The sequence below is a fragment of the Aliiroseovarius pelagivivens genome (genome assembly GCF_900302485.1).
Lineage (GTDB): Bacteria > Pseudomonadota > Alphaproteobacteria > Rhodobacterales > Rhodobacteraceae > Aliiroseovarius > Aliiroseovarius pelagivivens.
In genome coordinates this window covers 1374040-1395520 of the sequence record NZ_OMOI01000001.1, presented here as the reverse complement: position 1 = coordinate 1395520, position 21481 = coordinate 1374040, and the positions used below count along the sequence as shown (strand labels likewise).

At 55.9% G+C, this 21481-nt stretch carries 23 protein-coding genes; 10 read left to right on the top strand and 13 right to left on the bottom strand.

The annotated features are described in order from the left end of the window. Window positions 1-1149: a tRNA 2-thiouridine(34) synthase MnmA gene (mnmA, locus tag ALP8811_RS06865; protein ID WP_108856391.1), complete on the bottom strand. Its 1149-nt coding sequence runs from the start codon at window positions 1147-1149 to the stop codon at window positions 1-3. A 123-nt stretch (window positions 1150-1272) separates the two neighbouring features. On the opposite strand from mnmA, the gene sciP reads away from it, so the two are divergent. Beyond that, complete coding sequence (gene sciP, locus ALP8811_RS06860) at window positions 1273-1551, top strand: CtrA inhibitor SciP (RefSeq protein ID WP_108857468.1); 279 nt, start codon at window positions 1273-1275, stop codon at window positions 1549-1551. Window positions 1552-1646: 95 nt separating this feature from the next. Then, complete coding sequence (ctrA, locus tag ALP8811_RS06855) at window positions 1647-2360, top strand: response regulator transcription factor CtrA (protein ID WP_108856390.1); 714 nt, start codon at window positions 1647-1649, stop codon at window positions 2358-2360. A 68-nt stretch (window positions 2361-2428) separates the two neighbouring features. Here ctrA and ALP8811_RS06850 read toward each other — a convergent pair whose 3' ends face one another. Together ALP8811_RS06850 and ALP8811_RS06845 are read right to left on the bottom strand one after the other, a co-directional pair. Further along, window positions 2429-3340: a pseudouridine-5'-phosphate glycosidase gene (locus ALP8811_RS06850; RefSeq protein WP_108856389.1), complete on the bottom strand. Its 912-nt coding sequence runs from the start codon at window positions 3338-3340 to the stop codon at window positions 2429-2431. After that, the gene (locus ALP8811_RS06845; RefSeq protein ID WP_108856388.1) at window positions 3337-4224 is read right to left on the bottom strand and encodes a carbohydrate kinase family protein; all 888 of its coding nucleotides are present in this window, start codon (window positions 4222-4224) and stop codon (window positions 3337-3339) included. The genes ALP8811_RS06850 and ALP8811_RS06845 overlap by 4 nt, the downstream gene beginning before the upstream one ends. A 214-nt stretch (window positions 4225-4438) precedes the next feature. Between ALP8811_RS06845 and rpsB the strand changes: the two genes are divergently transcribed. Together rpsB and tsf are read left to right on the top strand one after the other, a co-directional pair. Then, window positions 4439-5212, top strand: coding sequence for a 30S ribosomal protein S2 (gene rpsB, locus ALP8811_RS06840; RefSeq protein WP_108856387.1), 774 nt, complete (start codon window positions 4439-4441; stop codon window positions 5210-5212). Window positions 5213-5314: 102 nt separating this feature from the next. Beyond that, on the top strand, window positions 5315-6190 hold the full coding sequence (tsf, locus tag ALP8811_RS06835) for a translation elongation factor Ts (RefSeq protein WP_108856386.1): 876 nt from the start codon (window positions 5315-5317) through the stop codon (window positions 6188-6190). 443 nt (window positions 6191-6633) lie between these two features. On the opposite strand, the gene ALP8811_RS06830 is transcribed toward tsf, so the two are convergent. The 3 genes from ALP8811_RS06830 to katG form a co-directional block, all read right to left on the bottom strand. Continuing rightward, window positions 6634-7341: a helix-turn-helix transcriptional regulator gene (locus ALP8811_RS06830; protein ID WP_245924587.1), complete on the bottom strand. Its 708-nt coding sequence runs from the start codon at window positions 7339-7341 to the stop codon at window positions 6634-6636. Between the two features lie 38 nt (window positions 7342-7379). Beyond that, window positions 7380-7820 (bottom strand): type II 3-dehydroquinate dehydratase, encoded by a 441-nt coding sequence (gene aroQ / locus ALP8811_RS06825; protein WP_108856384.1) that lies wholly within the window; start codon window positions 7818-7820, stop codon window positions 7380-7382. A 408-nt stretch (window positions 7821-8228) separates the two neighbouring features. Next, window positions 8229-10409 carry a catalase/peroxidase HPI gene (gene katG, locus ALP8811_RS06820; protein WP_108856383.1) on the bottom strand — a complete coding sequence of 727 codons (2181 nt, stop codon included), beginning with the start codon at window positions 10407-10409 and terminating at the stop codon, window positions 8229-8231. Window positions 10410-10531: 122 nt separating this feature from the next. On the opposite strand from katG, the gene ALP8811_RS06815 reads away from it, so the two are divergent. Then, complete coding sequence (locus tag ALP8811_RS06815) at window positions 10532-11422, top strand: LysR substrate-binding domain-containing protein (RefSeq protein WP_108856382.1); 891 nt, start codon at window positions 10532-10534, stop codon at window positions 11420-11422. Between the two features lie 4 nt (window positions 11423-11426). Here ALP8811_RS06815 and rseP read toward each other — a convergent pair whose 3' ends face one another. From rseP to pyrH, 6 genes are all read right to left on the bottom strand, one after another. Further along, window positions 11427-12767 carry an RIP metalloprotease RseP gene (gene rseP / locus ALP8811_RS06810; protein WP_108856381.1) on the bottom strand — a complete coding sequence of 447 codons (1341 nt, stop codon included), beginning with the start codon at window positions 12765-12767 and terminating at the stop codon, window positions 11427-11429. A gap of 43 nt (window positions 12768-12810) precedes the next feature. Further along, window positions 12811-13998, bottom strand: coding sequence for a 1-deoxy-D-xylulose-5-phosphate reductoisomerase (dxr, locus tag ALP8811_RS06805; protein WP_108856380.1), 1188 nt, complete (start codon window positions 13996-13998; stop codon window positions 12811-12813). A gap of 9 nt (window positions 13999-14007) precedes the next feature. Next, window positions 14008-14817 (bottom strand): phosphatidate cytidylyltransferase, encoded by an 810-nt coding sequence (locus tag ALP8811_RS06800; protein WP_108856379.1) that lies wholly within the window; start codon window positions 14815-14817, stop codon window positions 14008-14010. Between the two features lie 58 nt (window positions 14818-14875). Beyond that, window positions 14876-15616, bottom strand: a complete 741-nt coding sequence (gene uppS, locus ALP8811_RS06795; RefSeq protein ID WP_108857467.1) for an undecaprenyl pyrophosphate synthase — start codon at window positions 15614-15616, stop codon at window positions 14876-14878. A 48-nt stretch (window positions 15617-15664) separates the two neighbouring features. Beyond that, on the bottom strand, window positions 15665-16228 hold the full coding sequence (gene frr, locus ALP8811_RS06790; protein ID WP_108856378.1) for a ribosome recycling factor: 564 nt from the start codon (window positions 16226-16228) through the stop codon (window positions 15665-15667). A gap of 149 nt (window positions 16229-16377) precedes the next feature. Then, window positions 16378-17130, bottom strand: a complete 753-nt coding sequence (pyrH, locus tag ALP8811_RS06785; protein ID WP_108856377.1) for a UMP kinase — start codon at window positions 17128-17130, stop codon at window positions 16378-16380. Window positions 17131-17243: 113 nt separating this feature from the next. On the opposite strand from pyrH, the gene miaA reads away from it, so the two are divergent. The 4 genes from miaA (at window position 17244) to ALP8811_RS06765 (ending at window position 20163) form a co-directional block, all read left to right on the top strand. After that, window positions 17244-18152 carry a tRNA (adenosine(37)-N6)-dimethylallyltransferase MiaA gene (gene miaA, locus ALP8811_RS06780; RefSeq protein ID WP_245924586.1) on the top strand — a complete coding sequence of 303 codons (909 nt, stop codon included), beginning with the start codon at window positions 17244-17246 and terminating at the stop codon, window positions 18150-18152. A gap of 149 nt (window positions 18153-18301) precedes the next feature. Next, the gene (locus ALP8811_RS06775; protein ID WP_108856376.1) at window positions 18302-19108 is read left to right on the top strand and encodes an AraC family transcriptional regulator; all 807 of its coding nucleotides are present in this window, start codon (window positions 18302-18304) and stop codon (window positions 19106-19108) included. A 92-nt stretch (window positions 19109-19200) separates the two neighbouring features. Continuing rightward, window positions 19201-19743, top strand: a complete 543-nt coding sequence (locus ALP8811_RS06770; RefSeq protein ID WP_108856375.1) for a VOC family protein — start codon at window positions 19201-19203, stop codon at window positions 19741-19743. A gap of 66 nt (window positions 19744-19809) precedes the next feature. Then, window positions 19810-20163, top strand: a complete 354-nt coding sequence (locus tag ALP8811_RS06765; RefSeq protein ID WP_108856374.1) for an antibiotic biosynthesis monooxygenase family protein — start codon at window positions 19810-19812, stop codon at window positions 20161-20163. On the opposite strand, the gene ALP8811_RS06760 is transcribed toward ALP8811_RS06765, so the two are convergent. After that, entirely contained in the window at window positions 20160-20768 is a 609-nt protein-coding gene (locus ALP8811_RS06760) for a lytic transglycosylase domain-containing protein (protein ID WP_370738886.1), read from the bottom strand. The two genes, ALP8811_RS06765 and ALP8811_RS06760, sit on opposite strands and share 4 nt — an antisense overlap. 180 nt (window positions 20769-20948) lie before the next feature. On the opposite strand from ALP8811_RS06760, the gene ssb reads away from it, so the two are divergent. After that, a complete protein-coding gene (gene ssb, locus ALP8811_RS06755; protein ID WP_108856373.1) occupies window positions 20949-21467 on the top strand; it encodes a single-stranded DNA-binding protein in 519 nt (172 codons plus the stop codon). Window positions 21468-21481 lie beyond the last annotated feature (14 nt).

Genomic DNA, 21481 nt, shown 5'->3' with positions numbered 1-21481 from the left:
TTAGCCGCGCCAAATCCACCCGCCCCCAAAGATGCGCGGGCCATCCAAGTCATAAAATACACATGCCTGCCCAGGGCTAACGCCTTCCTCGGGGGTCAACAGCTCTACTTCGGCCTCGGTGTCCGAAATAGGACGGATGATCGCTTCACGCGGAGGGCGGGTCGAGCGGATCTTGACGCCCACATGCCATTCCTTGCGGGAAGTGAAGGGCTCGTCTCCCAGCCAATTGATTTCACGCACGGGTACAACGCGGGTAGAGAGCATCTCTTTCGGGCCGACAACGACTTGTTTGTTGTCGACGTCCAGCTTCACGACGTAAAGCGGCTCGGACAGGCCGCCGATGCCAAGGCCACGACGCTGGCCGATAGTATAGTGAATGACACCCTCGTGCTTGCCCAGAATGCGGCCATCAGCATGGACGATCTCTCCGGGTTCGGCCGCGCCGGGGCGCAGCTTCTCGATCACGCCTGCATAGTTGCCGTCTGGTACGAAACAGATGTCTTGGCTGTCTGGCTTGTCTGCCACCTCAAGTCCATATTTCCGTGCAAGTTCACGAGTTTCCGCCTTGGTCTTCAAGTGACCGAGCGGGAAGCGCAGATAGTCCAGCTGCTCGGGTGTGGTGGAAAACAGGAAGTAGCTTTGATCGCGCACGGGGTCAGCAGCGCGGTGCAGTTCCGCACCAAGCTCGCCCATGGAACGCTGAATATAGTGGCCGGTCGCCATACAGTCGGCCCCAAGATCGCGGGCAGTTTCCAGAAGGTCTTTGAACTTCACCCGTTCATTGCAGCGAATGCAAGGCACAGGAGTTGCGCCACCCAGATAGCTGTCGGCAAACTCCTCGATCACCGCATCTTGGAAGATGTTTTCGTAATCAAGAACATAATGGGGAAAGCCCATGTCCTCGGCCACGCGGCGCGCGTCATGGATGTCGATCCCAGCGCAACACGCACCTTTTTTGGCCAGCGCGGCACCGTGGTCATAAAGCTGAAGCGTGACACCAATCACGTCATAGCCGTCCTCGGCGAGTTTTGCAGCCACGACTGAGCTGTCCACACCCCCAGACATAGCGACGACGACCCGCGTCTCGGCAGGGGATTTGGCAAAGCCAAGAGAATTCAGCGCAGGCGCATCCGGTGTATTAACCGACATGTTGGGATCCTTTTCGAAGCGTATCGGAATATAGGAAAATTCGAACGAACAACAAGGGGGCGCTTCATAGATCTTTAAACCAGTCTAGGCATGGTCGGTCCAGATCATTTGCGAGGGTTCATCATGTATCTGAAAAAAATCGAAGGGCCACGTGCCGTTACTCTGCCTGACGGCACCATTATGACGCGTGCAGATCTTCCCCCAAAGGACACTGGACGCTGGGTCGCAAGTCGAAAAGCTACAGTGGTCAAAGGGATAAGAAGTGGTTTGCTAACAGCGGACGAGGCCTGTTCTCTTTATGCGCTTTCTGAGGAAGAGCTTGAAGAATGGCTTACCGCTGTTGAAAAGCATGGGGAATCCGCGCTGAAAGCAACAGCGCTACAAAAGTATAGACAACCTTAGGTTGTCTTCGCTAAAAGTTCTTCTAGGGTAACCTGTAGTTAACCATTTCGCGCAATGTTCAACCCAAGACAGAACCAGATGTGGAGAAACCCATTATGCGAATCCTTCTTGTTGAAGATGATCCGACAACATCACGCAGTATTGAGCTGATGCTGACTCATGCGAACCTGAACGTCTATGCTACTGACTTGGGCGAAGAAGGAATCGATCTGGCAAAACTTTATGACTACGATCTTATTTTACTTGATTTGAACCTTCCGGACATGAATGGGCACGAAGTGCTGCGCCAGTTGCGCATGGCTCGGATCGACACGCCGATTCTGATCCTGTCGGGTGCAGACGACACTGAAAACAAGATCAAGGGATTTGGTTTTGGAGCAGATGACTACATGACGAAACCCTTCCACCGGGAAGAGCTGATTGCCCGTATTCACGCGATTATTCGACGCTCGAAGGGGCATTCGCAGTCCGTGATCAAAACAGGGCAGGTGTCGGTCAATCTTGACGCAAAAACAGTGGATGTTGATGGACGTCCGGTTCATCTGACCGGCAAGGAATACCAGATGCTTGAGCTTCTATCCCTGCGCAAGGGGACAACTTTGACGAAAGAGATGTTCCTGAACCACCTTTATGGTGGCATGGATGAACCCGAATTGAAGATCATCGACGTATTTATCTGCAAGTTGCGCAAGAAGTTGTCCAACGCAACAGGCGGTGAAAACCATATCGAAACGGTTTGGGGGCGCGGCTATGTGCTGCGTGATCCTAATCCGGTCGAGCTTGATGCTCAGATTGCGATTGGTGCTTAAGGGCACCTCAGCAAGCATTGCTACTATCTACTTTAAGAAAAGGGCGGGTTGGCCGCCCTTTTTTGTTGCTACGCCTCAGACATGGAGCGCGCAATTTGCGAGGCCAGTTGTGCGTTGTTTTTCACCAAGGCGATGTTGGCGGCCAGCGAGGCACCCTCGGTCGCGTGGAAAATGCGATCCAAAAGATAGGGGGTGACGCCTTTGGCCGAAATGCCATCAGCCTCGGCTGCAGCAAGTGCTTCTTCAATCACGGGAGTGATGGCTTCGCGCGGGATTTCGGCGCTTTCAGGGATCGGATTGGCGATCAGTTGGCCACCCTCAAGCCCCATCCGGGCACGGGTGATGGCAGAAGCGGCGATTTGATCGGGACTGTCCATGCGCAACGGGGCAGCCAGATCCGAGTTGCGCGACCAGAACGCAGGGAAACTATCTTGCCCATAGGCGATCACGGGCACGCCCAGTGTTTCCAATACTTCCAGCGTTTTGGGCAGATCCAGAATGGCCTTGGCCCCGGCAGCGACCACAGTCACAGGGGTTTTCGACAACTCGCGCAAGTCAGCAGAGATGTCAAAGCTGGTTTCGGCCCCACGATGCACGCCGCCAATCCCGCCTGTTGCGAAGACCGAGATTCCGGCCAGATGTGCTGCAATCATCGTGGCGGCCACAGTGGTGGCCCCGGTGCCTCCGGTTGCGATGCACGCTGCCATATCGGCGCGCGACAGTTTTGCGACGCCTTTGGCCTGACCCAGCGCATCCAGCTGCGCGTCATTCAGGCCGATGTGTAGATTTCCGTCAAGAACAGCAATCGTCGCCGGGACAGCGCCGTTTGTACGAACAACAGCCTCGACCGCGCGGGCGGTCTCGACGTTTTGAGGGAACGGCATACCATGGGTGATGATGGTGCTTTCCAACGCGACAATGGGTGTACCTGCGTCACAGGCCGCTTTGACCTCGTCTGACAGGTGCAGGGGCAAGGTCATAAGTCTTCTCCTGATACATATTGGGCGGCAGTTTTCTGAGCCATTTCAAGCGCGACAGTGGGAGAGTTTCCGGCAAGTTCGGCCGCAATATGCGCCGCCATGAACGTGTCTCCAGCCCCAGTGATCCGACGCACGCGGACCGGGGGGCAGGGGGTTTGGATCACGCCGCGTTGGTGATGGCCGTCGGCGGCAAAGCTACCGCCATCGGTGACCAATACCCGTGTGGCTCCGGCATCCAGAAGACCCCGCGCAGCTGTGCCGGCACTATCATATTGGGCCTCGGTCAGATATCCAGCTTCCTCGCGGTTCACATAAAGCGTTGCTCCTGCGTGCCCCATTAAAGGCGCAAGACGACGTGCCTTGCCGGGACTGGCCGGGGCCACGCGCAGATCAGCACGAGCGAAACTATCGCGGGTTGCGATGTCGTCTAGAAGCGCGCGTGTCAGATTGCCGTCGAGAGCAATCGTACCCGTGTAAGGTGCGCGCGCGCTTCCCAGCCGCCCATCTTCCAGGGGGGCTAGGATCGCGTCTCCTGCCGCTTCAAGTGTATGCGCGTCGGCTACAGCTGCGATCAGACCTTCCTGACCTTCAATGGCCATATAGCGGTCGGTAGGCAGGTCAGCCGGGCGATAAACAAATTTTGCATTCATACCGCGCGCCGCGCAGTCGTCCAGCAACTCATCACCCTCACGATCCCGTCCAACAGCCGTCAGAAGCGCCGAGCGCAACCCGAACCGTTGTAGTGTCATCGCAATATTCATCGCGACGCCGCCAGGCAGGCGCGTGATCCGGCCAGGTTCGTCCGAGCCAACACGCATGGGATGCGGTGTGCGCCCGATCACATCCCAAAGGACCGAACCGATACAAAGAATTTCCTGTGTCATGATCAGTTTTGTGCCGTGATTTCCGGGGAAGAACAAGCCAAGACATCACAGCGTCGTTTTGGACTTGCAGGGTCAGGATATGCCCTGTATACGCGCGCTCACAAACCACAGGTGCTGTGCGGGCCTATGGGGGAGACATCCCCATCGCGTCCACCGGTTGAAGGGCAACCTTCGAAACGCAGCGCCGAGGATGAAACCGGAAAAGGATATAGAAATGGCATTGCCTGATTTCTCGCTGCGCCAGCTGCTCGAAGCTGGTGTTCACTTTGGTCACCAGACCCAACGTTGGAACCCCCGTATGGCTCCGTTCATCTATGGTGAACGCAATGGGATCCACATTTTTGACCTGACCCAGACCCTGCCGATGCTGGACGCTGCACTGAACGCTGTTCGTGACACCGTCGCAAAAGGTGGCCGCGTTCTGTTCGTCGGCACCAAGCGTCAGGCCGCTGGCCCGATCGCAGATGCCGCTGAAAAGTCGGCTCAGTATTACATGAACCACCGCTGGCTGGGTGGCACGCTGACCAACTGGCAGACCGTTTCCAAGTCGATCAACCGCCTGAAAGAGGTGGACGAGAAACTGGCATCGGGTGCTGAAGGCCTGACCAAGAAAGAGCGTCTGGGCATGGAACGCGACCAGGGCAAGCTGCAGGCTTCGCTGGGCGGGATCCGCGAAATGGGCGGCGTTCCTGATCTTCTGTTCGTCATCGACGTGAAGAAAGAAAGCCTGGCCATCGCAGAAGCCAACAAACTGGGTATCCCGGTTGTAGCTGTTGTCGACACCAACTGCCCGCCGGAAGGCGTGGACTACATGATCCCGGGCAACGATGACGCAGCACGCGCCATCGGTCTGTACTGTGATCTGGCTGCTCGCGCAGCTCTGGATGGTATGACCGCCCAGATGGGCGCTGCTGGTTACGACCTGGGCGCGATGGAAGAAGCTCCGGCAGAAGAAGCCGTAGCTGAAGAAGCTGCTCCGGCAGAATAAGACAGACCGCGAGCGCGGGGCAGGGAACTGGCCCGCGCAACTGTCACTGAATTGATACCCGGCGGGTTTTTTGCCCGTCCGGAGCCCCCAAGGAGTAGAGACATGGCAATCACTGCTGCACTCGTAAAAGAACTGCGTGAATCCACCGGCGTTGGCATGATGGACGCAAAAAAAGCACTGGTCGAAAACGACGGTGACATGGAAGCCGCTCAAGACTGGCTGCGTACCAAAGGTCTGGCAAAGGCCGCCAAGAAAGCTGGCCGTACCGCCGCTGAAGGTCTGGTCGCAGTGACCGTGGCTGGTGGCAAAGGCGTTGCTGTCGAAGTAAACTCGGAAACCGACTTTGTTGCAAAGAACTCCGAGTTCCAGGACATGGTCTCGGGCATCGCCGCTGCGGCTCTGACCGTTGCTGACGTTGACGCACTGAACGGTGCTGATATGGGCGGCAAAACCGTTGCAGCTACCATCACCGACAAAATCGCCACCATCGGCGAAAACATGTCGCTGCGTCGCATGGCGACTGTCGAAGGCGAAAACGTTGTGACCTACGTACACAACGCTGTCACCGACGGCATGGGCAAGATCGGCGTTCTGGTTGCAATGAACGGTGGCGACGAAGCATTTGGCCGTCAGGTTGCAATGCACATCGCAGCTGCGAACCCGCAGGCACTGAACGAAGCCGCTCTGGATCCGGCGATCGTTGAGAAAGAGCGTCAGGTTCTGACCGATCAGGCACGCGAAAGCGGCAAGCCTGAGAACATCATCGAGAACATGATCAAGGGCCGTATGAAGAAGTTCCTGGCAGAAGTTACCCTGCTGGGCCAAGATTTCGTCATCAACCCGGATCTGACCGTTGAAGCCGCTGCCAAAGAAGCTGGTGCCGAAATCGTCGGTTACGTGCGTATGGAAGTTGGCGAAGGCATCGAAAAAGAAGAAGTCGACTTCGCTGCTGAAGTGGCCGCTGCTGTTCAGGGCTAAGCCCCACAGGGCAGGGCGCTTAACTGCGATCTGTATTTGACTAAGAAGGCCGGTCGATTTGACCGGCCTTTTTCGTTGTTCGTGTGCACTTCAACGCTGCAATCTGGATCTGTTTGTTGAATAAAAAAAGCGCTGACTGTTGTCAGCGCTTTGCAAGCAGATAATCTGTTTCCGGAGCGCTGGTGCCTTTGGGAACAATACTCCATCGACACCAGCTCCGTTTTACCGGAAGAATGAAACGTGGTCTGATATCACAGTCCGTTCACCCCAAAATGTCCCAAGGCCAAAGCCACCACTCACGGAACTCTAAAATCATGCCTGATTCGTGCAACTATTGGAAGTACGGGAATCCCTACCATTTCTTCCCTTACGTCAACAAAGCGTGATGAGAGCGAGAAACTGTTTCGCTGCAAAGCCCCAATCTAGATCTAAAGATTAAGAAGTTAAGATCTGTCTGGGGTGAAAATCTGGTTCAGGAAAGACATTTTTAGAACGGCCTGAGCCGAAGTATCAACACCCAATTTGTCCCGTGCGATACGCAGATGCTTTTCAACCGTGGCAGGGGTGACGCCTAGAATAGTCGCAATATCCTGATTGGTTTTTCCGTCGCCAACCCATTCCAGAACTTCGCGTTGACGCTTGGACAGGTTGGATCGTTCAGTGCTTAGAGGAAGCGAGATAATTTTAAGATGCGCAACGTTGTTCAGCGCTTCAATCTCATCTCCTTGTTCTTTCCAGATTGCGTCGACGTCTTCTTGGCTAAGTCCACGTCTTGCTGTTAACGCGATGACACCTTTTGATCTGCGCGATGTTTCCTGGAAGGAAAGGGTATACCCAGCGGTAATTCCCATCTGGCGGTTCAGTTGAATGACTTTGCGGTTATTGTCATCCATTATGTCCATATTTTTATGGATCCAGGACCAACTACACGCACCGGTATTTGCAGCCGCCCAAAGCAACATCGGGCTCGATCTGTAGAGTTCGGGCCCGTAGTAATGTTCCATGTATTCAGGGTCATGCGATGACAAGGTCATCACGTCTTCACGTGGGCCGATCGAATTGGGTGTCATGAAGTGGGTTACGCCATAGATCAGCCTGTCAAACCCATAACTCTCCATCTTTTTGCAATGGATTTCCCAGACCTCGGCCATGGTTTCACATTGACAGATGGCTTTAACGTATTGAAGCATCAGGCTTTCCCGGAAAGTCCGGCAGCAGCATCGATCGCCAACAAATAGCCCTTTGCACCAAATCCGCAAATCTGGCCAACCGCTACACGGGCGATATAGGAGCGATGTCGGAACTCTTCGCGCGCGTGAATGTTGGACAAGTGAAGTTCAATCGTTGGGACTTCGGCTGCGATGATCGCATCCATCAACGCAATGGACGTATGCGTGTAGGCACCAGCGTTTAGAATGATGGCGTCGTGTACACCACGAGCTTCCTGAATTCTCGTTACAAGCGTACCTTCGTCATTGGACTGTTCGAACTCGCAAGAAATACCAAGCTTTTCTGCATGAGCGTTACAAGAGGCTTTAATGTCCTCAAGACGCAAGGACCCGTAGATCTCAGGCTGGCGTACACCAAGCATGTTCAAATTAGGGCCGTTAAGAATAAGCAGTGAACTCATATCATCTTCCTTGTGCGGACACTGTTATATCAGCATTATTTCTAACGATGTCGAGAAAATAGAGTGCTTTGGCAATCAGTTTTAAAGATCGTTACGGGAATGCAATATTAACATAATATGGATTATGCGTTTATCTGATTGGGAGCACTGACGATCACCTACGATCCATCTGTTTACAAACAAACTATGCTCTACCGCTATATTGTCAGCGATCTAACTAAACCTAGCTGCTACTCTTCCGCACTACAGCATTGCAGGAATTTCGTTGCTAGCGGCGTGAAGCTGCAATTCTGTCCAGCGCAGTTTCCATAAGAAATCCTACTTCCATTAGATTGAGGTTCGATCTAAGCGTTAAAAAGGGGCAGTTCCCTGCCCCTTAGTTTGATGTGTGAGTGATGGATGTTGCTATTATCCTAGATCGAACCGATCAGCATTCATGACCTTCACCCATGCAGATACGAAATCGTTGACGAACTTCTGACCAGCATCTTCTTGTGCATAGACTTCGGACAGAGCACGCAGCTGCGAGTTTGAACCGAACACCAGGTCTACCCGCGTGGCAGACCATTTTTGCGCGCCGGTGCTGAGAGCCGTGCCGGTATAGGTGCCATCACCCTGATCTGCCCATTTCGTTCCCATATCCAAAACATTCACGAAGAAATCAGTGCTCAGCTTGCCGATGCTCTGCGTCAGGACACCATGCGCGCTTCCGCCATGATTGGCGCCGAGTACGCGCAAACCACCGACCAGAACCGTCATTTCAGGGGCGCTCAGCCCCAGAAGCTGCGCCTTGTCGATCAGAAGCTCTTCGGGCGAGATGGTGAACTCGGTCCGTTGCCAGTTGCGGAACCCGTCAGCTGCCGGCTCCAGATAACCAACGCTTTCCACATCAGTCATGTCTTGCGTGGCATCGCCACGGCCCAACGTGCACGGCACCAGAATGCAGTGTCCCGCATCGGCGGCGGCCTGTTCCACGGCAGCGGCGCCGGCGATCACGATTAGGTCGGCCATTGAAACCGGCTTACCAAAGCCGTCGCGCAGCTCTTCCAGACGGGTCAGAACACGGTCCAATGCCTCGGGTTCATTCACCTCCCAGCGGTTCATTGGCTCAAGGCGGATACGCGCCCCGTTGGCCCCACCCCGCATATCGGACCCGCGGAAGGTCGAGGCGGATGCCCAAGCCGTTTTCACAAGGTCCGAGATGCTTAGCCCGGTGTCCAGCACCGCGGCCTTCAAAGTATTCACATCCTCGTCGCTCAGATCCGTTTCCGATGCCGGGATGGGATCTTGCCAGATCAGTTCCTCGCCCGGGACATCTGCGCCCACGTACCGCGAACGTGGGCCCATGTCTCGGTGGGTCAACTTGAACCAAGCACGGGCAAAAGCGTCGGCAAATTCGTCTGGGTTTTCATGGAAGCGCTTGGAAATTGGACCATAGATCGGGTCCATCCGCATCGCCATATCCGCCGTGGTCATCATGGTCGGCACCTTCTTCGACGGATCGTGGGCCTGTGGGGCCATGTCATCATCCGAAACGCCGACAGGTTCCCAGATCCACGCGCCAGCTGGTGACTTTGTCAGGTTCCAGTCATAGCCGAACAGAAGATCGAAATAACCGTTGTCCCACTGGGTCGGGTTTGCCGTCCATGCGCCTTCGATGCCACTGGTCGTGGTGTCATCGCCATGACCCGAACCATGTGCGTTGATCCAACCAAGGCCCATCTCCTCGATCCCGGCTGCTTCGGGTTCGGGACCAACCAAGGACGGATCCCCTGCCCCATGCGCCTTGCCAAAGGTGTGGCCGCCCGCGACCAGCGCGACGGTCTCTTCGTCATTCATTGCCATGCGGGCGAAAGTATCGCGAATGTCGCGGCCCGAGGCCAGAATGTCCGGCTCTCCGTTCGGACCTTCCGGGTTTACATAGATCAGGCCCATCTGCACAGCGGCCAGTGGGTTTTCAAGATCACGTTCACCGGAGTAACGACTGTTGGGATTGTCGTCGCCCACCAACCATTCCGTTTCGGCACCCCAATAGGTGTCTTCTTCCGGCTCCCACACATCTGCGCGGCCCCCGGCAAATCCAAAAGTCGGCCCGCCCATTGAGGTGATGGCAACATTGCCCGCCAAGATCATCAGGTCCGCCCAGGAAATCTTGTTGCCGTATTTCTGTTTGATCGGCCACAAAAGACGGCGCGCCTTGTCCAGATTGCCATTGTCCGGCCACGAGTTCAGCGGTGCAAAGCGTTGCTGCCCGGTCCCTGCCCCGCCACGACCATCGGCGGTGCGATAGGTGCCAGCACTGTGCCATGCCATGCGGATGAACAACCCACCATAGTGGCCATAGTCTGCCGGCCACCAGTCTTGGCTGTCGGTCATCAGCGCTGTCAGGTCGGCTTTCAAGGCGTCAAGATCTAAGGATTTGAAGGCCTCGGCATAGTCAAATTCGGTGCCCATCGGATCCGACTGGGCCGAGTTTTGATGCAGCATTCTGAGGTTCAGTTGATTGGGCCACCAGTCTTTGTTGGACCGCATCCCGACATTGGTCGCGCCATGCGCTACTGGGCATTTTCCCATGCTGTTTCCGTCCATCTTGTGACTCCTTATTTGATATACTGATACGACAGCGGATGCCGTCGGTGTTGGTGTAAGCCTAGTGCTTTAAATCGATTAGAGGAAATTGCAGTTTTTAATCTCTGTGATAGGTTACCATTATGGGTAAAATCACTTTGCGACAGCTTCGTTACTTTGATGCGCTTGCCGAACACGGCCATTTCGGGCGAGCCGCCGAGGCTTGTGCCGTGTCTCAGCCTGCCCTGTCGGTGCAGATCAAAGAGCTTGAAGACGCGCTGGGATGCATCCTGTGTGAACGCATGCCCCGACAGGTTCGCCTGACGACCTTGGGGCGTGAGTTTCTGAAACGTACACGTGACATTCTGCGTGCGGTGGATGAGCTTGAAGATGTCTCGCGCGCCGCGCAGGATCATTGGGTGGGCGAGTTGCGGATCGGAGTAATCCCGACCATTGCGCCTTACCTCTTGCCAAGGATCGTACAGGAACTGGCGGGAAGCTTCCCCGGGGCCGAAATCCATATGCGCGAAACCATGACGTCGAATCTGATCCGCGAACTGGTGGATGGCCGGATCGACACGGCGATTTTGGCCCTGCCGATTTCCGATCCCGCGCTGACAGAGGTGCCTTTGTTTGATGAAGAGTTTGTTTTGGTGCGCCCAGAGGCCGACAAGGACAAGCCCGTTCCAAATCGCGAAGGGCTGCGCGAAATGCGCCTTCTTTTGCTAGAAGAAGGCCATTGCTTCCGCGATCAAGCGCTTTCGTTTTGCGATATGCAAAGCACAAACCCACGCGAGACTTTGGATGGCAGCGCCCTGTCCACACTGGTTCAGATGGTGGGCGCGGGAATGGGCGTCACGTTGATCCCGGACATGGCCGTCGGCGTCGAGACGCGATCAGCCCCTGTAACTGTGTCCCGCTTTGACGCGCCGAAACCTAGCCGCACCATAGGAATGCTCTGGAGGGCGAGCTCTCCTCTTGCGAAACAATTTCAACAGATGGCCGAGTGTGTAAAACGCGCAGCGAAAGACTGAAAGATCACGGACAGAACAGGTCGTTTGTAAAGCCAAGCGCCATCACGGTCAGGACCACCGCCAGCCCGATGGCCAACAGAACGTTCATCACCTTGTCCGAAGGCGGTTTACCCGTCACCGCTTCCCACGCGTAGAACACCAGATGACCACCATCCAGAACCGGGATCGGGAACAGGTTTAGCATGCCAATCGCTGTAGACAGCATCGCGATGAAGGCCACGAAGCTGACAGCACCTTGCGACGCCACCTGCCCCGAGACTTGCGCAATGCCGATCGGGCCCGAAAGGTTGCAGCTGGAAATCGCGCCAGTAATCATGTGCCACAGGCCTGACAGACTGCTTTGAATTATAAAGATCACACGATCCACGCCCGAGGATAGGCTTTCCCAGACCCCTGCCGGACGGGTTGCCGGTTCAAACACCAACCCCGAGGTGATGCCGATCAGCCAACGTGTTTCAAACCCGCCGTCGGCGGCGGGGATATCCTGTCGGCGCGGCGTCAGGGTAACGTCCAGTGGCGTACCATCCCGCAGGATGCCCAAGGACAGTTCGGCCCCATCACCATTTACCACGATCTCACGCAAGGCGCTGAAGGTCGGTACGGACACGCCATCCACGCTCTGGATGAAGTCCCCTTCCCGTAACCCCGCTGCCATTGCTGCGGATTGCGGGCTGACGGATCCGATCAGAGCCGGATAAGGGTGTGTGGCCGACAAGGTCAATACTTGCCCGTCGCGTTCGACCTGATAGTCCACCCGGGCTGTGTCCGGAAGCTTTTCGATCACCTCGTAGAACTCGGACAACGGTGGAGTTTCAAAGCCGGCGATGGACAGGATCTTGTCACCCTCGCGTAGCCCCTGCTCCATCCCCGGCACGTCGAGCACCGTTTTCACCGCAAGCGGATCGCGGGCGACGCCGGTGTTCATCATCAGAGCCGCAAAGATCAGAATAGACAGGATGAAGTTAAATATCGGTCCGGCAGCCACGGTTGCCGTGCGCGCCCACAAAGGCGCGCCATGCATCGTGTGGCGACGATCTTCGTCCGACAACTCGGCCATAACAGCGTCATCCGCGCCACCCGAAGCAGCGTTTGCATCCCCGCGAAACTTTACATAACCGCCTACCGGAAAGGCTGCGATCTGCCATTGGGTACCGTGCTTGTCAGTTCGTGCAAACAACACCGGCCCCATACCGATCGAGAATACGTCCGCCTTGATGCCGCTCCAACGTCCAACGATGTAGTGGCCGTATTCATGCACTGCGACAATCACCGTCAAGGCGGCCACAAAGGCAAGGATCGTAAAGGCAAGATTGCCAAAATCGGGCAGAAAGCTGATCAGATCCATGTCTTAGAAATGTCCTTAGGTTTTCAGAGCGTTGCGCGTCTGCTTAGGTCTTGTTGGCCATAAGCGCGCGGGCGATGTTACGTCCCATCTGGTCAGCGGCCAGCACATTATCAAGGGTCATGGCCGCATGTATCAGGCTGACATTTCCGTCAAGCTGGGTCAGCGTGTCTTCCACCAGCCCAGTCATGTCCATAAAACCGATCTGACCTGCAATGAATCCGTCCAATGCTATTTCCTTGGCCGCGTTGAAGACAGCCCCCGACAAACCGCCAGCCGACATAACCTCGCGCGCAAGACGCAAAGCGGGGTAACGTGTCTCGTCGGGTGCGCGGAATTCCAGCGTGGCAACTTTCGCCAGATCCAATCGTTCGACCGGCAGTTCTCGGCGTTCGGGCCAGTGCAGCGCATACCCAATTGCGTGGCGCATATCCGGCGCGCCCAGATGCGCCATCAAGGCCCCATCATTGAAGCCAACCAGCGCGTGAACAAGGCTTTGCGGGTGCACCAGTACTTCGATCAGATCCGGGTGGATCTGGAAATACTCTTTGGTTTCTATGACTTCCAAGGCTTTGTTGAACATCGATGCGCTGTCGATCGTAATCCGTTGCCCCATGTCCCAATTGGGATGAGAGCTGGCCTGCGCTAGAGTTGCGGTGGCCAGCTTTTCTATCGGCCAATCTCGAAACGCGCCGCCCGATGCGGTGATGATGATCCGCTCGACCGCGTCCATATCTTCGCCCACAAGTCCCTGAAAAACTGCGGAGTGTTCGCTGTCTACCGGCAGGATGCGAGAGTGATGCGCTTGAGCAGTGGCCATGATCAAAGGCCCGGCAGTCACAAGGCTTTCCTTGTTGGCCAGTGCAAGTGTGGCGCGGGCTTCCAGCGCACGAAGGCCGGGCAACAGCCCTGCCGCCCCGACAATCGCGGACATAACCCAGTCGCAAGGTCGGGTTGCGGCCTCTTCGATGGCAGCAGAGCCTGCGGCAGCCTCGATGCCACTTCCCGCCAACGCCTCTTTTAGGGCAGGCAGATTGTTTTCATGTGCTGTGATCGCGACATCAGCATGCAGATCGATGGCATCTTTTGCCAATTGATCAATGTTATGACCGCCGGTCAAAGCCACCACATCATAGGTGTCCTTATCGCGCCGGATCAGGTCTATGGTTGATTGCCCGATCGACCCGGTGGCCCCGAAAATCGAGATACGGCGCTTGCCCGTTGCTGTGCTCATGCCCTGCCCTTAGCCCGCAAATATCAACGTCCCGGCACCGGCCAGAAGCACCAATGCCCCAGCCGCTCCGATCATTGCGTCAAATCGGTCAAGAACCCCTCCGTGACCCGGGATCAGGTTCGAGCTGTCCTTTACCCCGACCATCCGCTTGATGGCGCTTTGGGCGATATCCCCCATCTGACCAGCGAAGGCGATAAGGGGCACAAACGCAGCTTCCAGTGGCGTGAACACGCCTTGCGACATGCCAATCAGTCCCAAGATCAAAGCGCCAATCCATCCGGCAATCGTACCCGACCAAGTTTTCTTGGGGCTGACACGCGGCCAAAACTTCTTGCCTCCGATGATACGGCCCGCGAAGTAACCAGCCACATCCGAAGTAATAATGATCAGGATGAACCAGATCAGTGCAGGCCCCGGACCCATGGCCAGAAAACCAAGTCCGGCGAGCATAATCAAAAGCCCATAGCCGAAGAACAAAAGCCGGTGACGATTGGCAAGTACCGCACCCATTACTGGGGCGACGAACAGTGCAGCGATCTGAGGCGACATGACCACGCCTGGTGCGTTAATCGGGCCAAGACTGCTTAGGAAAATGCCAACAGCTGCGGCCAGTCCCATAACGATGGGCAATGCGGTTGGTGTTGGTTGCAGCAGACGCGCGAACTCCCACATGCACAGGCCGATGACGACTACGATCAGCGCCAGATAGGCAGCACCACCAAGCCATATTGCTGCCACAGCAATCGCAGCCATGGCGATGGCGGACAACACGCGAGGGGCGAGATCGGCCCATTTCGAGGAAGACGACTGAGAATTCATTTAGGGGTTATCGCATTGCGCGGGCTGGGTCTCAAGTCAAAGAAAGGCCCGGATGCACCTATTCTGCGGCGGGCTTAACAGCACCAAACCTGCGGTCGCGTCCAGAAAAGCGATCAATGACTTCGCCAAACACTTCAGACGAGAAATCAGGCCAAAGTGTATCAATGAATTCATACTCGGCGTAGGCGGACTGCCAAAGAAGAAAGTTCGAGATCCGCGCCTCGCCCGAGGTGCGAATGACAAGATCAGGATCAGGTAAAACACTTGTATCCAAATAACTTGAGATGGTTTCTTCATTCACGGCATCTGGCAGCAGCGCACCGTCTGCGATGTCCTGCGCCATGCGTTTCGAGGCTCGCGCCAATTCATCTCGGCCGCCATAGTTCAGCGCGATGGTAAGATGCACATGGTCATTGTGACCGGTCATCTCTTCCAGCTCGCTCATCAGTTTGACCAGCTTCTTTCCAAGGCGGGTGCGATCTCCGATGAAGCGTACACGCACGCCCTCTTCTACCAGGTCGCGCGCTTCTTTGGTGATATAGCGGCGAAACAAGCTCATCAGGCCGGTGACTTCAGCCTCTGAACGTTTCCAGTTTTCAGTAGAGAAGGCAAAGATGGTTAGGTACTTCACATCCAGATCAGGACAGGCGCGCACGATCTCGCGCACGCGCTTTGCTCCGGCACGGTGTCCGAACAGGCGCGGTCTGCCACGACGCTCAGCCCAGCGGCCATTGCCATCCATGATGATGGCAACGTGCCGAGGCGAAGTCGCCTTGGCTTGTTTTTCCGCCTTTGCCATAATCATTAACTGATCCAATACCTATACAAAATGGAGGAGCGTACAGGATTAGACCTGCATGATCTCTTCCTGTTTGGTTTCCAAGGACTTGTCCACGACACCTACAAATCTGTCAGTCAGTTCTTGCACCTCGTCGGACCACATCTTCGCGTCGTCCTCGGACATGTTGTCCTTGCCCTTTTTGATTTGCTGCATCCCGTCCTGACGCACGTTGCGCACAGCAACGCGGGCATGTTCAGCATATTGCGCGGCGACACGGGTCAGCTCGCGACGGCGTTCTTCGTTCAACTCGGGGATCGGCAGCATGATGATGGTACCGTTAAGCTGAGGATTGATGCCCAGACCGCTTTCACGAATGGCCTTTTCGACTGCCTGAACCATGCTTTTGTCCCAGACATTCACCGTTACCATACGCGGTTCGGGTACGTTCACGGTGCCGACTTGGTTCAAGGGGGTGCGCTGGCCATAGGCTTCGACCGTAATCGGATCCAGCATCGCGGCCGATGCCCGACCCGTACGCAGCGATGCGAATTCGGTTCTCAATGCGCCAATTGCGCCTTCCATCCGGCGTTCCAGATCGTCGATATCCAGTTCAAACTCTTCGTCAGCCATCGCTAGGCGTTCCCTTCGTCTTTCAAGCTCTTATTTGTCCGAGCGTGTTTCGCCCGGTATAACGCCACCGCCCCCCGATTGTATAGGTCAGGTTCCACTGAAGGTGGCAAAGAAATGTGTCTGGGCGAAAATCCGCCCTCACGTGACGGTTAACCTCCGACGCGCGTATAGGTTCCCTGCCCGTCCAGAATACCGCGGAAGCCGCCCGGTTCATCCAGTGAAAAGACGATGATCGGCAGGTTATTGTCGCGGGCCAGCGCAATGGCTGAAGCGTCCATAACGCCCAGACGCTTTGCCAGAACATCGTCATAAGAGACTGTGTCATAGCGTACAGCGTCGTCATTCTTGACCGGGTCTTTGTCGTAAACCCCATCCACCTTCGTGCCTTTGAAGATCGCCTCGCAGGCCATTTCATTGGCGCGCAGCGTGGCAGCGGTGTCGGTGGTGAAATAGGGGTTGCCGGTCCCGGCCGCGAAGATGCAAACGCGCTTTTTCTCAAGGTGACGTACGGCGCGGCGGCGGATGTAAGGTTCGCAGACCTGATCCATCGGAATGGCCGAGATTACACGGGTGTAAACGCCAATACCTTCCAGTGCGGATTGCATTGCTAGAGCGTTCATCACCGTGGCCAGCATCCCCATATAGTCTGCTGTGGTGCGCTCCATCCCCTGTGCCGAGCCCTGAAGCCCGCGGAAAATGTTGCCGCCGCCGATCACCATGCAGATCTCGACGCCCATGTCGTGGACTGTCTTAACTTCGCGCGCGATGCGTTCCACCGTGGGCGGGTTCAGGCCGAAACCTTGGTCGCCCATCAGGGCCTCGCCCGAGATTTTCAACATGACACGTTTATAGGTCGGCTGCGGGGTCTCACCCTCTGCCGTGGTCTGGGCCTGATCACTCATCTGTTGCCACTCTCTGATTGTCGTGATTGTGTTGCCCGGCAATTTGCCCGATTAGGGCGGGATATTCAATGAGCGATCCGCCCTCTGAACGGAAAAAGTAAGGACGACTTCACGTGTCGAACGCGCAAGAAACCATTACGGAACTGGCCCGTCAGGTTCAGGATGATCAGCCGGTGCTGATCGCCGGGGCTACGGCGTCGGGCAAGTCGGCATTGGCCTTGGCCATTGCCGAGGCTTCGGGCGGCGTGATCGTGAACGCTGATGCGCTTCAGGTGTTTGAAAACTGGCGCGTGGTGACCGCACGTCCGTCAGCCGACGACGAAGCCCGTGCACCACATCTGCTTTATGGGCACATTCCAGGGGATCAGGACTATTCGGTTGGACATTGGCTGCGCGATGTCGCGCCAATTCTAACCGGGCCGCAACGTCCGATCATCGTGGGTGGCACTGGGTTGAATCTGACCGCTTTGACCGAAGGGCTGGCCGACATTCCCCTGACACCACCCGCCATCCGGAAAGAGGGCGAGGCGCGATTGTCAGAGGCAGGTTTGCCCGCACTTCTTGCGGATCTGGACCCGGATACTCTGGCGCGGATCGACAAACGAAATCCTGCCCGCGTGGCCCGCGCGTGGGAAGTGCAGCGCACCACCGGGCGTGGTTTGGCCAGTTGGCAGGATGATACCCCCCCGCCCCTATTGCCTTTGTCTGCTGCGCGCGCCTTCCACCTTGATGCGGAACGAGATTGGCTGCGCGACCGGATCGAACGGCGTTTCGACATTATGCTGCAAGACGGCGCATTGGATGAAGCACAGCGGAACCTTGCGACCTGGGATCCGAAAGCCCCCTCTTCAAAAGCCATTGGTGCGCCCGAGTTGATCGCCCATCTGAAAGGCGAGATCACACTGGAAGACGCCCGCGAGGCTGCGATCATCGCAAGTCAGCAATACGCCAAGCGTCAGCGCACCTGGTTTCGCAAACGGATGCGCAATTGGCAGGTGATTCCCCTTGGGTCAGATCACTAAGATCGAAGTTATCCACAGGCAGGCTCCTAATCTTGTGGAAGACTCTGTGGAAAAGTTGTAATCTGTCAAAAATAATGAGACAGGTCGAACAGGTTAAGCTAGCGATTGAGCAGTAAGGTAATTCTACTGGCTGCTGCGATTGTTTTCTTATGTCTGATACAAATCATCCGAATTCCCCCTTCCGAGTACTGCCTCTGGCCCGTCTAGGTGTCGGCGGACGCTGGCGGACCGAAGCCATGCGTTCTTACGGTGCACCCGTCCTGTTGTGGTTCACCCGCGGACAGGGCCGCATCACGGTCAATGGCGTTACTTCCGGCTATGGGCCGCATAACTGTGTCTATCTGCCAGCCGGAACGATGCATGGGTTCGAGATGAGCACTCAGGTTGTTGGAACGATCATCGTGTTCCCTCAAGGCAGTGAAGAGCAGCTTGGACTGCCGCAGGATTCCGTACATCTGCGCCTACGTGAAGCGGATCGGCAGATTGAGCTCAGTAATCTCGTGGACAATTTGCAGCGCGAGATGTCGAAAGGCACGTCACGCGCTTCGCGGGCCATGATGTGCCATGCGGGGCTGATTTCGGTCTGGCTCGATCGTCAATTGGAAACGATCGACGAAAGCGATTTGAAACCCAAATCTGGCAAGCGACTGGTCAATGCGTTTACCGCACTTGTTGAACAGGATTTCCACAGTTCAAAAACAGTACGGGACTATGCTGCTGATCTAGGCATTACCCCGACCCACCTTAGTCGGGTGTGCAACAACGCTTGTGGCCGCCCTGCCTCTGCCATTTTGCAGGATAGGATCACTTATGAAGCGCGACGTCTACTGACCGAAACCAGGGTTCCGATCAAGGACATTGCCGACTCGCTTGGGTTTGCTTCCGCAGCCTATTTTACGCGGTCGTTTCAAAAGCAAACCGGACAAACACCTTCGGCTTTTCGTAAGCGGGGGTAAGCAACCCCCTCCCCCTTACAGGAGCATCACCCCACAATCGTTGCATTTGAAATGAATATAGCATATATCGTGTTCCCAAAAGGAGCACGCTTATGAAAATCGAACAGATTCACCACGTCGCGTATCGCTGTAAAGATGCGAAAGAGACCGTCGAATGGTATGGCAAGATGTTGAATATGGATTTCATTTTGGCCATCGCCGAAAACCATGTTCCGTCGACCCACGAACCTGACCCCTACATGCATGTGTTCTTGGATGCAGGAAATGCGAATGTGCTGGCGTTCTTCGAACTTCCGACCAAGCCGGAAATGGGCCGCGACCCCAACACTCCGATCTGGGTGCAGCACATTGCCTTTAAAGTAAAAGACCGTGCTGAACTGGTTGAATTCAAGGAACATCTTGAAGCCAATGGCGTCGATGTTCTGGGAGTAACAGACCACTCGATCTTCCATTCGATCTATTTCTTCGACCCCAATGGGCACCGCGTCGAGCTGGCCTGCCCCGATCCCGAAGAAGAAGCCATGCTGAAGCGCATGGACGAAGTGAAGTGGGACATGCTGAACGAATGGTCCGAGACCAAACGCGCACCCAAGCACGCTGAATGGCTGCACAAGAAAGAGCTGTCGGACGTCTAACCTCATGGGGCTGACGCACAGCCCTTATTGATCTATGCATGGGCGTATCTTTGAAAGGATGCGCCCATGTCTTTTGACGAATCCCGTTTCGCTCCTCTGCCCGATCCCCCTTATTACGCAGTGATTTTTACCAATCAGATGACATCGACCGTACGAGGGTACGACCAGATGGCAGACAAGATGGTTGAGTTGGCCCAAAAACAGGATGGGTTTATCGGAGTTGAAAGCACGCGTGATGCCTTTGGTGTTGGCATTACGGTCTCGTACTGGCGCGACGAGGCCGCGATTGCAGCGTGGAAGGCAGACATGGAACATCTGATGGCACAAAAGCTGGGGCGGACCCGCTGGTACGCTCAGTATCACCTGCGCGTCGCCAAGGTCGAGCGCGCCTATTCTGGTCCTGAAGGTCGAGGTGTTTAACTGCCCAAGATGGCCTTAACGTAGCCTTGGGTTTCCTTGTACGGCGGTACGCCATTGTACTTGGCCACCGCTTCGGGACCCGCGTTATAGGCTGCAAGGGCAAGGCGCCATGAGCGGAACCGATCATACTGCTGGCGCAGATAGCGTGCGCCCCCTTCCAGGTTTTGCGACGGGTTCCAAGGATCAACACCCAGCTTACGAGCTGTGAAGGGCATCAACTGTGCAAGGCCAATGGCCCCAGCATGGCTTTTTGCCTTCGGATTCCAGCCGCTTTCCTGCTGAACAAGCCGCAGGAACAGATCTTCTGGAATACCATGTTGGCGCGCTGCTGCTTGCGCGATCGGCAAGAACTGGCCCTTGTAGTTCCCTGAGTAGCCGGGAACGCCATAGCTGGTCGGGGTTTTCGGCGCATTCGGCTTCAGACGCGACGAGTTCGAGTATTGCTGCGCTGCGCGTGAATCCAACACATTTAGCTGCGAATTGAACGTGCTTCGTCCGCCTGAACTGCCAAATAGGCTTTCAGCCACAGCCACATTTCGTGGAGCTTCGATAGCAAGGGCCGCGACTACACTTAGCCCGGCAACTTTGAAAACTCTTCGGCGCAATTTCCCGCCTCCAGCTTGAATACTGCGCCAATATAGGTGCTAGAAGGCGCTCTGGGAAGTGCTGCGCAACCAAACACGCGAAACTAAGCGTACTGGGTAATTTTCGCGGCAGAAATCGCGTTCCCCTCGCCCGTATATGGTGTAACCATATGGCCCAATCTAGAATCGAAAGGACGCAGGATGGCAGGTTCGCTTAACAAGGTCATGCTTATTGGTAATCTGGGTGCAGATCCCGAGGTACGGACCTTCCAGAATGGTGGTAAAGTGTGCAACCTGCGCATTGCGACCTCGGAAACGTGGAAAGACCGCAACACCGGCGAGCGCCGCGAGAAAACCGAATGGCACACTGTGTCGGTCTTCTCGGAAGGTCTGGTGCGCGTGTGTGAGCAATTCCTGCGCAAAGGCTCGAAGGTCTATGTCGAAGGCCAGCTGCAGACCCGCAAATGGCAAGATCAAACCGGCAATGACCGCTATTCGACTGAAGTTGTGCTACAAGGCTTCAATGGCACGCTGACCATGCTGGATGGTCGCAGCGGCGGCCAAGGCGGTGGCGGCGGTCAAGGTGGCGGCGGCTATGGCGGCGGCGCTGGCGGCGGTTACGGCGGCGGAAGTCAGGGCGGAAGCTTTGGCGGCGACAACCAAGGTGGTGGGGGCCCGGCCCCAGCTGGCGGCGGTTTCGACGACGAAATCCCGTTCTAAAACAAACAAAAAAC

Excerpts from the sequence above, each read along its gene's own strand:
- mnmA (WP_108856391.1), bottom strand. The coding sequence starts at position 1,149 with ATGTCGGTTAATACACCGGATGCGCCTGCGCTGAATTCTCTTGGCTTT.
- sciP (WP_108857468.1), top strand. The coding sequence starts at position 1,273 with ATGTATCTGAAAAAAATCGAAGGGCCACGTGCCGTTACTCTGCCTGAC.
- ctrA (WP_108856390.1), top strand. The coding sequence starts at position 1,647 with ATGCGAATCCTTCTTGTTGAAGATGATCCGACAACATCACGCAGTATT.
- ALP8811_RS06850 (WP_108856389.1), bottom strand. The coding sequence starts at position 3,340 with ATGACCTTGCCCCTGCACCTGTCAGACGAGGTCAAAGCGGCCTGTGAC.
- ALP8811_RS06845 (WP_108856388.1), bottom strand. The coding sequence starts at position 4,224 with ATGACACAGGAAATTCTTTGTATCGGTTCGGTCCTTTGGGATGTGATC.
- rpsB (WP_108856387.1), top strand. The coding sequence starts at position 4,439 with ATGGCATTGCCTGATTTCTCGCTGCGCCAGCTGCTCGAAGCTGGTGTT.
- tsf (WP_108856386.1), top strand. The coding sequence starts at position 5,315 with ATGGCAATCACTGCTGCACTCGTAAAAGAACTGCGTGAATCCACCGGC.
- ALP8811_RS06830 (WP_245924587.1), bottom strand. The coding sequence starts at position 7,341 with ATGGCCGAGGTCTGGGAAATCCATTGCAAAAAGATGGAGAGTTATGGG.
- aroQ (WP_108856384.1), bottom strand. The coding sequence starts at position 7,820 with ATGAGTTCACTGCTTATTCTTAACGGCCCTAATTTGAACATGCTTGGT.
- katG (WP_108856383.1), bottom strand. The coding sequence starts at position 10,409 with ATGGACGGAAACAGCATGGGAAAATGCCCAGTAGCGCATGGCGCGACC.
- ALP8811_RS06815 (WP_108856382.1), top strand. The coding sequence starts at position 10,532 with ATGGGTAAAATCACTTTGCGACAGCTTCGTTACTTTGATGCGCTTGCC.
- rseP (WP_108856381.1), bottom strand. The coding sequence starts at position 12,767 with ATGGATCTGATCAGCTTTCTGCCCGATTTTGGCAATCTTGCCTTTACG.
- dxr (WP_108856380.1), bottom strand. The coding sequence starts at position 13,998 with ATGAGCACAGCAACGGGCAAGCGCCGTATCTCGATTTTCGGGGCCACC.
- ALP8811_RS06800 (WP_108856379.1), bottom strand. The coding sequence starts at position 14,817 with ATGAATTCTCAGTCGTCTTCCTCGAAATGGGCCGATCTCGCCCCTCGC.
- uppS (WP_108857467.1), bottom strand. The coding sequence starts at position 15,616 with ATGGCAAAGGCGGAAAAACAAGCCAAGGCGACTTCGCCTCGGCACGTT.
- frr (WP_108856378.1), bottom strand. The coding sequence starts at position 16,228 with ATGGCTGACGAAGAGTTTGAACTGGATATCGACGATCTGGAACGCCGG.
- pyrH (WP_108856377.1), bottom strand. The coding sequence starts at position 17,130 with ATGAGTGATCAGGCCCAGACCACGGCAGAGGGTGAGACCCCGCAGCCG.
- ALP8811_RS06775 (WP_108856376.1), top strand. The coding sequence starts at position 18,302 with ATGTCTGATACAAATCATCCGAATTCCCCCTTCCGAGTACTGCCTCTG.
- ALP8811_RS06770 (WP_108856375.1), top strand. The coding sequence starts at position 19,201 with ATGAAAATCGAACAGATTCACCACGTCGCGTATCGCTGTAAAGATGCG.
- ALP8811_RS06765 (WP_108856374.1), top strand. The coding sequence starts at position 19,810 with ATGTCTTTTGACGAATCCCGTTTCGCTCCTCTGCCCGATCCCCCTTAT.
- ssb (WP_108856373.1), top strand. The coding sequence starts at position 20,949 with ATGGCAGGTTCGCTTAACAAGGTCATGCTTATTGGTAATCTGGGTGCA.